This is a genomic window from Mesorhizobium sp. 01N446, from assembly GCF_056399285.1.
Map to the genome: position 1 here is coordinate 337,777 of NZ_JBFTRA010000006.1, position 12,544 is coordinate 350,320.

The 12,544-nt window shown below is 60.6% G+C and carries 9 protein-coding genes; 3 read left to right on the forward strand and 6 right to left on the reverse strand.

The genetic code is table 11. The features are described from left to right. Positions 1 to 11: 11 nt before the first annotated feature. The 3 genes from AC1DPX_RS23260 to AC1DPX_RS23270 are packed head-to-tail and all read right to left on the reverse strand — an operon-like array spanning position 12 to position 2,593. Complete coding sequence (locus tag AC1DPX_RS23260; RefSeq protein ID WP_202355959.1) at positions 12 to 686, reverse strand: sugar transferase; 675 nt, start codon at positions 684 to 686, stop codon at positions 12 to 14. After that, the gene (locus AC1DPX_RS23265; RefSeq protein ID WP_202355960.1) at positions 683 to 1,819 is read right to left on the reverse strand and encodes a DegT/DnrJ/EryC1/StrS family aminotransferase; all 1,137 of its coding nucleotides are present in this window, start codon (positions 1,817 to 1,819) and stop codon (positions 683 to 685) included. Before AC1DPX_RS23265 ends, AC1DPX_RS23260 begins: the two co-directional genes overlap by 4 nt. A gap of 51 nt (positions 1,820 to 1,870) precedes the next feature. Continuing rightward, the gene (locus tag AC1DPX_RS23270; protein WP_477239775.1) at positions 1,871 to 2,593 is read right to left on the reverse strand and encodes a nucleotidyltransferase family protein; all 723 of its coding nucleotides are present in this window, start codon (positions 2,591 to 2,593) and stop codon (positions 1,871 to 1,873) included. A gap of 570 nt (positions 2,594 to 3,163) precedes the next feature. Between AC1DPX_RS23270 and AC1DPX_RS23275 the strand changes: the two genes are divergently transcribed. After that, a complete protein-coding gene (locus AC1DPX_RS23275) occupies positions 3,164 to 3,841 on the forward strand; it encodes a LuxR C-terminal-related transcriptional regulator (protein ID WP_202355962.1) in 678 nt (225 codons plus the stop codon). Positions 3,842 to 3,879: 38 nt separating this feature from the next. On the opposite strand, the gene AC1DPX_RS23280 is transcribed toward AC1DPX_RS23275, so the two are convergent. Further along, the gene (locus AC1DPX_RS23280; protein ID WP_477239776.1) at positions 3,880 to 5,436 is read right to left on the reverse strand and encodes a sensor histidine kinase; all 1,557 of its coding nucleotides are present in this window, start codon (positions 5,434 to 5,436) and stop codon (positions 3,880 to 3,882) included. Between the two features lie 476 nt (positions 5,437 to 5,912). On the opposite strand from AC1DPX_RS23280, the gene AC1DPX_RS23285 reads away from it, so the two are divergent. Both AC1DPX_RS23285 and AC1DPX_RS23290 read left to right on the forward strand, forming a co-directional pair. After that, positions 5,913 to 6,590: a helix-turn-helix transcriptional regulator gene (locus AC1DPX_RS23285; RefSeq protein ID WP_477239777.1), complete on the forward strand. Its 678-nt coding sequence runs from the start codon at positions 5,913 to 5,915 to the stop codon at positions 6,588 to 6,590. 258 nt (positions 6,591 to 6,848) lie between these two features. Beyond that, complete coding sequence (locus AC1DPX_RS23290) at positions 6,849 to 7,910, forward strand: NAD-dependent epimerase/dehydratase family protein (RefSeq protein WP_477239778.1); 1,062 nt, start codon at positions 6,849 to 6,851, stop codon at positions 7,908 to 7,910. 139 nt (positions 7,911 to 8,049) lie between these two features. Here the strand turns inward: AC1DPX_RS23290 and AC1DPX_RS23295 are convergent, their stop codons facing one another. Both AC1DPX_RS23295 and AC1DPX_RS23300 read right to left on the reverse strand, forming a co-directional pair. Next, positions 8,050 to 10,263 carry an oligosaccharide flippase family protein gene (locus AC1DPX_RS23295; protein ID WP_477239779.1) on the reverse strand — a complete coding sequence of 738 codons (2,214 nt, stop codon included), beginning with the start codon at positions 10,261 to 10,263 and terminating at the stop codon, positions 8,050 to 8,052. A gap of 76 nt (positions 10,264 to 10,339) precedes the next feature. Further along, complete coding sequence (locus AC1DPX_RS23300) at positions 10,340 to 12,544, reverse strand: GumC family protein (protein ID WP_477239780.1); 2,205 nt, start codon at positions 12,542 to 12,544, stop codon at positions 10,340 to 10,342.

Consider the following 12,544-nt stretch of genomic DNA (forward strand, 5'->3'; position numbering starts at 1 on the left):
TCCTTTTGGGTTCATACGTCGATCGGCTGCGATGGAACCCAGCCGACAACCGCCAGCACGCCGCGCGCCATCCACACGATGTCGGAGACGATGGTACGCTGCGGATAGTAGGAGAGGTCGAGCCTGGCTTTGGCGGGGAACATAACCTCCCGATAGAACAGGATCGGATCCGTGGATCGGGGAAAGAAATGCGCCTCGTGCCGGAAGAGCACCTGGGTTGGCCCCAGCAGGCCAGGCTTGAATTGCAGGACGGCCTCGAGGCCGCCCCGGAAACAATCGGCGAAAGCCATGCTCTCGGGTCGCGGCCCGACGATCGCCATCTCGCCTTTGAGGACGTTCCACAGCTGCGGCAACTCGTCGAACTTCGTTGCCGCGAGGAACCGGCCCACCGTCGTCATGCGGCTGTCGCCCACGACGGTCAGTGCGAGGCCTTGGGGATCGCAGTTCACACCGAACTTGCGAAATTTGTACATGCGGAAGGGTCTGCCGCCAGCGCCCATGCGGGTCTGTGCGAACAAGATCGAGCCACCGCCTTCGAGCAGAAGCGCTCCGGCGATCAAAAGCATCAGCGGTGCAAATATGATGGTCGCGGCGCCCGCGACCGCGAGATCGATCGAGCGTCTTACAAAGCCGTGAGCGGGGCTTGAGACGAAGCTCCGCTGAAGGGAAACATCGAACGCGTTCATGCGGCAGTTCCTGTTTGGGCGCCGCCTTTGAGTGCGCTTGCGAGTGCAGCCACAACCGCTTCGGCGACCGGCGACGTGATCTGGGGATGCAGAGGAATTGTCAGCTCTCGCTGAGCAAAGTCCTCTGTGCGCGGCAAGGCAACGCCGGGGAAACGCTCGCGATAGTACGTCATTTGGTGCACCGGCGGATAATGAATCGTGGTCTGTATCCCCTGCTCCCGCAGTTCGTCGATAACCTCCTGCCGCCTCGCGTAGCGCGGCAAGAGAACCGGCATTATGTGGTGAGCCGACGTGCGGGGTTCGCTGAAGGGAATGGTCACGGCCGGGCAGTGTTCGGCGATGAGGCGCCGGTACAGGACGGCCAGGATACGCCTGATTTCGTTCCACTCCTGCAGGTTTTGCAGCTGGACCAGCCCAATCGCCGCCCGCATCTCGTCCATGCGGTAGTTGAACCCGAGCATCGTGACATCATATTGCGGGGTACGACTGTTCAGCCGCTGATGCGTCCCACTGGTCATCCCGTGGCCGCGGGCCTGGCGGATCTTGTCGAGCAGATCGGGATCACGGGCGATCACCGCGCCCCCTTCCGCCGTTGTCATGTTCTTGTTGCCGTAGAAGCTGAAGGCAGCCGCGGCGCCGAACGTTCCCACCTCCCTCAGGCCGGGCGCATGCGCGGCGTCCTCGATGATATGGAGCCCTCGAAGCCGGGCGAACCGCTGCCAGTGTTCCCGATTGGCGAGATAGCCCGCGAAGTGAACGAGAATGACCGCCTTTGTGCGTGGTGTGCACCGCGCTTCGGCTTCCGCGAGCGACATCAACGGTACGTCGACTGACTCGATATCGACAAAGACGGGGGTAGCCCCGACATAGAGCACCGCATTCGCGGTCGCCACGAAGGTCAGCGACGGGACCAGTACTTCGTCGCCCGGTCCTATCCCCAGTGCATGCAGGATAAGATGAAGTGCGGCGGTGCAGGAACCAACCGCCACGCAATCTCGCGCGCCATGCATGTCGGCAAAGGCCAGTTCGAATGCCCGCACCTGTTCCCCCATGGTAAGCCAGCCGCTGTCAATCACCTTTGACAGGGCTGCCTTCTCGGGTACGCCTAGGATCGGGGCGCTCACCAAGAGCATCTTGACCTCCTAAAAATCCTTACGGTGGGTTCGGCCTCTACATCCAGATCTTCATGCGGCCGCGGCCGCGACCTCGATCGAGGTCGACTGCTCTTCCCAGGCAATCGCCTGCGCATTCTGGAAGTCATCGACGCGACCGATGTCGAGCCAGAGACCGTCATGCTTGTACACGTGCACGGTCGTGCCGCCCTGCATCATCTGCAGCATCAGGTCATCGAATCCGAATGGGATGCCGGAAGGAATGAAGCGCAGGACATCCGGGTTCATGCAGTAAATTCCCATGCTGACGAGATGGGAAAGCGTCGGCTTTTCCCGGAAGAGCTGAACGGCATTGTCGATCTCGTCGATGACGCCGAAGTCCATCTTGATGAGACGGCAGGCCGTGGCGATCGTAACCGGGTCCTTGTGCATGCGGTGCGCGGCCACGAACCGGCTGAGGCTCAGGTCGGTGAGAACATCGCCGTTGAGCACGACAAATGTGTCGTTCAGTTCATCCCTGATCAGAGAGAGAGGCCCGATGGTGCCCAATGGCTCCATTTCCTGCGTGTACCTGATCTTCAGATTCCATTGCGATCCGTCGCCGCAGACGCTGCGGATCAGATGCCCGAGATAACCGGTCGTGATATAGACCTCTTCGATGCCGTTGCGCCGCAGCCACTTCAGAAGCAGCTCAAGAACAGGCCTGGCCCCTATCGGCATCAAGGGTTTCGGCAGGACCGACGTGARGGGCCGAAGGCGTGTACCCATCCCGCCACATTGAATCACCGCTTTCATCCGATCCTCCCTGATTTGCAGTTGGCTGTGTCCGGGCATTTCGTGTTCGAGCTCATCTGGACCTGGCATCCGTCCAATCCGGCTCGACCCTCGGCGGCAATCCGAACATCATATTTGAAGCGTATGTGACAGCCGGGGCGGCTGTCGTCGTGCATTCGAATGGTACCGATCCAAAGCGTTTCCGGTATTAGATAACCGCTTGATCAAGGACCGACCCAAGCATCCGGACCTGGCCATGAGACCAATGAAGCCGAACGAATCTTGCGATCAAAAAACAGTGATCCGCCACGTGCCGGAACAGGCCTGCGCACCCGACGGGCACTCGATGTCGCTCGGCAGGCAGGCACGGGACGCCAGCGTTAAAAAAAATAACGACGCGTTTTCGAAAATTAGTATTATATTAGTCATTCGTGATGTGCGTGGGTTGGGACGCTGCGAACATCACGGTGATGCGATGACCAGCGGTAGGCCACGACTTCAGGGATCACCGCGGTTCCGACCATCACAAAGGAATGGGAGGTTCCAGCGGATATTCCCGTCGGGAACCGGGTAACGCGTTGGGGTAGTTCAATGTATCGGATCGTCATCGCCGACGATCACGGCTTGTATCGGCGCGGCCTCCGGCTGGCACTTATGGCTGGAATTCCAAGCGCCGAAATATTCGAGGCCGCGTGTTTCGATGCTGTGGTCAATCTTCTGGAGGAGCAGGCATCGATCGATCTCGCGATCCTCGACCTGAACATGCCTGGCCTGTTTAACCAGGAGGTGCTCAGCGACGTTCTCTCTGCGTATCCCGACACACGTTTTGCCATCGTTTCCGGGGACGATTCCCGCTCGGAAATCCTGACCGCTCTTTCGATCGGGCTTCACGGCTACATCGTCAAATCGCAGAAAGACGAAGAAGTCGTGCTGGCGGTGAATGAGATCCTTGCGGGGCGGATCTATGTACCATCACTCTTGTCTCGCACGTCTGCCGACCAGAGATCGTATGCCGCCCTGCCCTCGGCGAAAAATCCAATCCGTCAGCGCGTGGGCTCAAGCGATCTTGGCAGACTGACATCGAGGCAAAAGGACGTCCTCAAGCTGATGGCGGAAGGGTACTCGAACAAGGAGATCGCCCGCAATCTGGACATTGCCGAAGCGACAACGAAAATCCACGCCGCCGCCATTCTGCGCGAGCTCGGGGTGCGAAACCGGACTGAAGCAGCCGTTTTGCTGCAAAGCTGGCTGTCGAGAAATGTGAGTTGATGTTGCCGCCGAAGCAGGGTCGTTCGGGGCAGCATGCGCTACAATTCAATTTCCTTCCGCGATATCCGCAACGAATATCGCAGCCCATATTCCGATATTTCCAATTTCGGGGAATGCCCGACAAGCGGCGTGCCGTCCACGCCGATTATCATGGACCCGAACCCGTGGCGCACGACGTTTGCGTTCTTCCGACGTCCAGATTCCACCCAATCGAACATGAGATCGTCGCCTGCGCCGTCGGATGCGAATTGCCACTTAACCTCGACCTTGCCTTGAGAGTCACGCAACGCGCCGTGTTTCACGGAGTTTGTCGTCAGTTCGTGAAGGATCATCGCAAAGCTCTCGGCAACGCCACTTGGAACCGTGAGTGAGGGGCCGCTGATCGATATGTCCCGTGTCTCCTTGAAGGGCTGCAATTCCTGAGCCACGAGATCGTGGAGCATCCCCGACAGGCTGGTATGACGAGACAGGATGAGATGCGTCGCTTCCAGCGTTCTGATCCGATCGATCAGCATCTCCTTGTATTTGGCAACGTCGTTCTCGGGAACATTGATCATCCTTACCAGGGCCGTGATCACCGGGAACAAATTGCTGAACCGATGGCGGTCTTCGAGCATGATGCGCTCGCGCTTCTTTACGGCGGCGCGAAGAAGCGTGGTCTGCCGACGTTCGGTCAGGTCGGCCGCCACCCCGATGCGCACTGCGCGGTCGCCATGTTCTTCCTGCCGTCCGCGCAGAGCAACCCAGCGTACGTGCCCATCCGTCCGCCTGACACGAATCTCGACGTCGTAGTTCACCGCCGATGAGTGTTTTGCCGGGGCAGCCAATTTCGGCCAGTCGGCCGGATGGATCACGGCCGAGAGTTCCTCCAGAGGGCGGACGGGCTTGGAGGGCAGGCCAAGAATGTCCCAGAACTTGCCGGAGCCCGCGACTGTCCCCTCCTTGATATCTATTCGCCACGTGCCCAGGCGTCCGGCGGACAGAGCGAGATCGAGCCATTCCTTCTGAGCCCGAAGAGCCTCGCGCGCGGCTCGCCGCTCGGAAATATCGTCGACCACCACGAACACGCTCTCGGTGGATGCCTCGTCAGGCCGCGACGAGGACAGCGACATACGGGCCCAGAATGCCTTGCCGTCCTTGCGCAACACGCGAATATCGGCCGCGGACGACGCGGCGCCATTGTCCAGATCTTTCAACAAGGCCCGCACGGCATCTCGATCCTCGGGAAGAACGAGCCCTTCCAGCTTCAGCCGGGCAAGTTCCTTTTCTCCGTAGCCGGTCATCTCAAAAAGACGCCTGTTCGATTGCAACAGTTCGCCGCGTCGATTGGCATTTGCAAAACCCAAGGCCGCGCGCTCGAACGCCCAACGATAGCGGCTCTCGGCTGCGTCGATGGCGGCGAGCCTCGTTTCGGCAACCTCGAGCGCGCCTTGCAAATCCTGTCGCAAGCGGTGGAACACGGACGCGACCAGGCCGCCCGAGACCAGAAGGAAGATGGCGCTCGTCCAATCTTCCGCGGAGAGTTGGCCATTCAGGACGCGTCGCATCCACAGACCGGCGGCGGCCATGAGAAGCGTTGCGGCGATGGCAACCAAACGTCCTTCAAGATAAACTATAACAATAATTATGGGGATTAGCGCAATAAATGTTACGCCCTGGCCAAAATATATTGTATTTATTGCCTCAAATACTACCGCCGCCGCAAGCACCAGTAGAGAAGCTACATGAGCCAACGGGGTGTTTGACATGTTCGATTTGAGCCAGCGCAGGTAGGAGCCCATACGCCAGACTACAACCTTCTATCTAGTTCGTCGAGACTAGGCCTCGCCGGGACAGCCTAATACCACTGCCGGATTGCCACGCCTTTGCCGGCGAGTAGAATCACGGTCGGCAGGGCTCTTCAGGAAGGCATATTCAACTAACGCTGCGGAACAGCCTTCCGCAGATCTCTCCAGTTGTGTCGAAATTTCAAACTAAGGGAGCGCGTTCCTCGTCGATATGTAGGGTTTAAATCAAGTAAATTACGCACAATTTACTTGGGTCGGTAGCAACTAGGGTTGGGGTAGAAGCGATGACACTGATCGAGAGGCGCAACGAAACCGTTGCGGCCAGCCAATACATTGTACTCAAAGATGTTCGTCACACACGTCCGATAAACCTGTCGGATCGACCGGACGCCAAACCTGGCGGACCGCAGCGACGCAGTTTGGAATCCATAACCGGCATGCTTGACCGCATCGGCTGCGGCTATTTCGTGCTGGACCGCGACCGGAAAGTCATCGAATGGAACGCAGCCGCGCAGGACACGCTTGAGCGCCAGGGCGAAGCGGCCGACACGGCCGTCGAGCTGTCCGCGGGGCTAAGGCGGCTGGTCGCGAATGTTCCGGTCCATTTCCAGCCGGGCTCCCTCTCATGGGTGGTGATCCGCAGCAGAGGCGACAGGCCCGTGATCCTGAATGAGACGGGCGTCGTCACACCCGACGGCACGAGCATCGTCGCATTGCTGGACCGGGAGAACACATCGGCGGCCAACCCTCAGACCTTGCAAAGGATGTTCGGTCTGACCAGCGCGGAAACGCAGCTGGCGTTGCGCCTGGCGCAAGGCGATGCGCCCCTGGAGATCGCCCGCAGCTGGCATCTCAGCCGCACCACGATCCGCTCCCAGCTTGCCTCGCTGTTCGCCAAGACCGAGACAAGGCGTCAGGCTGAACTGGTGGCTCTTCTGGGGCGCATTTCGGTCCTGCCATGAAATAGCGATTTCGGCGGGCATCAGGACCCGCCCGAATTCAGCAAACCGAGACATATGCCATGGCATCGCCGCTGCACATTCTGCGGCCGCGGTCGCGCTGATGGCAAAACTCGCGGTGCCATCTCCAGCCCTTCGACGCACCATCGAACTCAGGCGGAGCGCGGACTTTCGCAATTGGAGTAACTTGCCATGGGCGAAACAAATTCGGCGGTCCACGGGTTGGCGGATGCCGCGCGTACGCGGTCGGATGGAGCTGTCTTGAAACTTGCGCGCGCGGGGCCGATCGTCGTCACAGGTGCCGCAGGATTCATCGGGTTTCATGTCGCGTCGCGACTTTTGCGGCGCGGCCTTGTCGTCATCGGGGTCGACAATTTCACGCCCTACTACGACGTCGGGCTAAAGGAGGCGCGATTTGCGCAACTCTGTGCCGAGCCGAGGTTCACCCCCATGCGGATGGACCTGGCGGACCAGACGCTGGTGAAAGCCCTGTTTTCAGACTTCAAGCCATCGCACTTCGTGCACCTCGCCGCCCAGGCCGGGGTACGTTATTCGCTCGCCGACCCGCATGCCTATGTGCAGTCGAACATAGTCGCGTTTCTCAATGTCCTGGAGGGCTGCCGGCACGCCGGCGTCAGCCATCTCGTCTATGCCTCGTCGAGCTCCGTCTACGGCGCCAATCGAAACATACCGTTTTCCGAGCACCATGGCGCCAGCCATCCGGTCAGCTTCTATGCCGCGACCAAAAGCGCAAACGAATGCATGGCGCATTCCTACAGCCACCTGTTCGGCTTGCCGGTGACCGGATTGCGCTTCTTCACCGTCTATGGTCCCTGGGGCAGGCCTGACATGGCGGTCTATACGTTCACCCATGCCATCGCCGAGGGGCGGACGATCGAGATTGCCAATGCCGGCCGCGTATGGCGGGATTTCACCTATATCGACGACATCGTGGAGGGCGTGGTTCGCGTGCTCGCCGCGCCACCTCGTCCGGATCCGGACTGGGACAGCCGCGCGGCTGATCCGGCCACCAGTTCGGCGCCATATCGGATCTACAATATCGGCAATGACCGGCCCGAAGAAATCAACCGCCTGATCGCGATCATCGAGACCGCCCTTGGCCGCCGCGCCCTTCGCGTCAACGTACCTCTGCCTCCAGGTGACGTCATGAAAACCCGCGCCGACGTCAGCGATCTCCGCCGTGCCGTCGGCTTCGCACCGGCGACGGCACTCGAGGACGGCGTGCAACGTTTCGTGGAATGGTATCGGGATTTCCATGCAAGCCCCCTCGACCGGGAACGACAAGCGTTCGTTCGGGCATAGGCGATGGCACGACGGCCGGACGACTGGCACAACACCGGTTCATTTGTCCGGGCTTACGGCTGAGGGCATGGGACCAGCGGCCGCGCGCCGATCGATACGCCGGCGCCGTCACGAAGACATCATCAATGGATCGGCCGCTTCATTTGCCGGCCCTCAACAGCCAGTTCCATTGTTGGCCGCCAATCGCGCTCAGCCTGATCGAGAGCACGGCAGACACCAGACCAGGCAGGATTTTCAGTCGCTTGCCGATATAGACGGCCATGGCAACGTTCCAGATGGCCAGGGCAAGCGCGACACCGACAGCGGCGCCAATTGGGCCGTATATCTCGACGCCCACGGCGCAGGCTATGATGTTGGCCGCCGCACCGGCGATCATGGTCGTTGCCGCGGCCCATTCGTTTCCGGTCATCGCCAGCAGATTCTGCTGAGGCCCGCACAGCGCAACAAAAACATAGCCCAAAATGAGAACCCGCGCGATCGGCGCTCCGGCGGCGAAGCCCTCGCCGAAGAAGGCCAGGAACGGCTCGGCAATCAACATCATCGGGATGGCCACCACGATGGCGCCGCCCGCGGACAGCAAAGTTGCCCGCGCGAACAGCTGCTGCAGGCCTTTTTGATCGCCCCTGGCATGCAGATCGGCTGCCGTAGGCGAAAACATGGTAGCGACAGCGATGCGGGAAAGTCCCACAAGCATCGCCACGTTCAACGCCAGGGCGAATATACCGGCCTCGCGAATATGGTTGGTCCAGCCCAACACCAGAACGCCGGCGCGACTGACGAAAACATCGAGACCGGTAATGAGCATGAGCGGCGGGACGGCAAGCCACCATCCCCTCGGTTCGTAAGCGGGCTGAGCCTGCCGCAGGCCAGGTGGCTCGAGCTTCCTGGCGGTGATGAACACCAGCCCGACCGTAATGGCGGAACTTGCCAGCACCGCCAGCATCACCTCCGGCGCGTGCACCGCCCACAATCCGGACTTGGCCATTATCGCCACCAGTATGAGCAGCAGCCCATCTCGCACGATGCGCTCCGGCAACAGCGCCGAGACGACGCCGCCGAAGGCACGCACCAGCGTGGCGCCAAGGGCATAGGCGGCAATCAAGGGCACGGCCGCCATGCCAAGCACGATGCTTGTCTCCAGTCCTCTTTGCGTGTGATCCGGTTGCGCGTGCCCTGAAAAGAAGAGGACCAAGGCAGCACCGGCTATCCCGAACAGTGTCGCGGCAAGAAGCGATCTCTGCAGGGCGAATTTGATCACCCCTCGCGCCAGATCAAGCCTGCCATTGGCTCTATAGGCGGGCACAAAACGCAACAGAGACACATTGAAACCAAGCGTTGCCAGATAGGCGAGCACGGAGGTCCAGGCCAGAACGTAGGCATAGATGCCGTAGTCGCGGGGCCCGATGAGGCGCGCGATGGCCAACTGTGCAAGGCTGGTCAGCCCGGCACCTCCGATATAGATCAAGAGGGCAAAGACGCTCGCCCTCGCGAGCCGCGAGCCTACGTCCTTGCTTCGCCGGGGTGTGGCCGTCGGAAGAACACCGGCGGGATGGCCTGGAGACTCTCGAGACATGCGACTATCGATTGCCGCGGCGTGCGCAACGGGATCTGCGAATCCCTTATCCATACGCGAAATCGCGGAAATGATTTGCTTCTCGACCTTACAAATACTTTTGAGGCCTGATTGACTGTCGGCGTTCTCGGCGGAAAAGACTTTTCGGCCAGAAATCGCGAGGAGATCGTTTATGGATTCGAACACGCCGAAGGAGCTCATGTTGACGTTCAGGTCGGCCTCGAAAATCCGTTCCGCCGGCGGCTCGTTCTCCATCCGCTGCCGCAGGCGGCTCTCCACGACCGCGGACGGCACCACCAGCCTGACGGTTAGGTCGGCCGGCGGCGCGAGGCTGAGTGCCTTTTCGAGCGCTTCGCGGTCGGTGCCTCCATTGAACATCGCCAGCGATCCAATCGCCTGAACGTATCCTTGATCGAATATGACAATTTCCGGTGATTTCTTCGCGGCATTCCAGCGACGCGAGAGGTGCAGGATATATCGCCAGATTCGGGCGCGCCATATTCGCTTCTTTGGCGGTATCAGCCTCACCATCGACAACGAACCGGAAATATCGTCCAGTCGCCCGATTGACGAAAGCAATATTCCGGCGGTCGAAAATAGCGCCGATACTATTCTTGAGACGAACAGAAAGATGCCAAGATCGAAGCTCCCGGCCCTGGTGCTGGGCTTGTAGCTGAGAGCGACCTTGGCGTTATAGCCTTTCCCACGCAGCTGCTCGGCGAGCGTATGCGCAAATGTTGTTTTGCCGGACCCTGGCGGTCCGAAAAATTCAATGATCATTCTGGGACAGGCCGAGTTGCGGGAACGCAGTGGTTCCCTGTGGCATTTCTTTGAAGAGCGGAGACGACGGTCCTCATCAAACCCTCTCCAACAGAAGGTCTGCGTTGTCCTCGAACCTGGAACCGGCGTACCTCTTCAGGTTCACTTGGGTAAGGACACTCCCGACTGGAACGGTGACGGATCCACCGGCCCGGAGCGACTCCAGAACACCACGGGCGATGCTGCGCCTCGTCTTGGCCCAGCGAACGGCAAAAAGCACCGCATCGGCCCAGCGCTTCAGGAGCCTGGTCTCGGGGCCTCCAAGTCCCAGCGGCCCGTTGATGATGACGACGTCGTAGACCGAGAGCAGTTCTTCGGTGAACTGGGATTTGTCGACCGTGGACAGAAGCGTCAGCAGATCATCCGAAGGTGCTGGGGCAGCCATGAGATCGATGCCGATTTCCGGCATTCTCGTGATTGCGTCCTGGAGCACGCAGCGTTCACTCACATAGTCGCCAAAGGAGTTGTGAGCCTTGATGGTGCCGAATTCGCCACGAAACTCGTTCGTAAGGCGCGTGTCCTTGCGGTCGAGGTCGAGGAAAAGCACCCTTCCTCCCAGTCGCGTTGCCGCCAGCGCCAGGCTCCACGCCAACTCTGTCTTGCCGTCGTCAAGGATGCTGGACGTCACGAGGATCATATGCGGCGGCTGCCCCCTTCCCTGAGTTGGCGCCGCGGTGACCAGAAGGGATGTCGCGGCGCGACTGAACGGCGAGTTCTGCTGACCCAGAACCAGATGCCGCAGCTGTCTGGCATGCAGCCCGGAAACCTTGGGAAGCAGTCCTACGCACGGGATCCCAAGTTCGGCTTCGGCTTCGGCTTCGCCGCGCAAGGTCTGGTTGAACATGTTGCGGACCAGGACGAAGACCGCCGCCATCAGACCAAACACGATCATACCGGGCGGGATCAGGAAAATTGGCGACAGGGTCTTGGGATTTGACGGCGGCCATGCCGTCGACAGGACCGCTACACCTGGCGAGGGAGCGGCGATGCGCCGTATCAGATCCTGCTGCCGTGCAAGGAGTTCATTGTAGTGCTGCGTGACGATGGCCACCTGCGGCTCAAGGGCACGCAGGCCGGAAAGTTGATTCGCGGTGTCGGCGACGGCCGCATCTTGCACCCTCTTGCGGTCCTCGAGGGCCGCAACCTGGGCGCGGTAGACGTTTGCCTCGGCGGCGATGCGCGCGATGCCCTGTTCTATTTCAAGGGAGATCGCCTTGCCCAGAGCGTCGTCCGCAGTCGTGCCCGACTGGCGCGCCACGAGATCGGCCAACACGGGCGACCCGATTTCCTCGGCGATGGCCGAGACGGGCGCGCCCGCCTTTCGCAGATCCTCGATATGGCGAAGACGCGATTCCGATGCGGAAAGATTTGCCTTCGACAAGAAGATCTGTCGGCCTAGCTCCGCTGTCTCATTGGCTGCGTTGTTGGCCGCACTTTGATCGACAGCGCCATGCGTCAGCCGGTACGTCTCCAGCCGATCCGTCGCGTCGACCAGATCCCTTTGTACTTGCGGCAGGCTGGCGACCAGCGATTCCAGTTCGCGCTGATCCGACGCACGCCGTTTCTGTACGAGATCTTCGATGTAAACCTGAGCAAATATGTTCGCGACAAGCGCGGCACGCGCCGGACTGGCATCGGTGAAGCCAATGGTGATGACGCGTGAGCGCAGCTCTTGTCCGACCCTCATACCGCTCCACAGCGTCTTCAACGCGGCGGCATCCGCGGCTTCCGGACTTTCCGCCGCGGGCTTGCCCCGCGACCAGATCCGGTTCAGCAGATTGCCCACGAACGAGCTTCCGGTGGGTGGAACGGCACTGATGCCGCTTTTTGCGGCGATGTYGGCTGCCTGCGGTTGACGCAATGCCGCCAGAACCCGACGCAGATGGGCTTGCGACGAGAGCATCGTCAGGTGGTCATCGATGCTCGAATCCAGCGAGTCCTGAGCGGTCGCCGTGGCGTTCGAAGTGCCGGTGCTTGGGGCGTCGATGATGATCTGGGTCGTCGCCTCGAACAGCACCGGGCGAGCAAAGCCCGCGAGGCCGGCCAGTATGCCGCCCAGCAGGGCGACGGCAAGCAGGAGCCATTTTCTCGTCGCCAGGGTGACGACGAGCTGATGGAAGGGAGACGGCGGCTGCACGGGCTCGCGTGGCGGTCGCCTCATCCGCGGATTGGTGTCGAGCGTGGCGACGGCCATTTGCGTTGCACGCGGAAGCCTGGCGCGGCTGGCTATGGAACCTTCCAT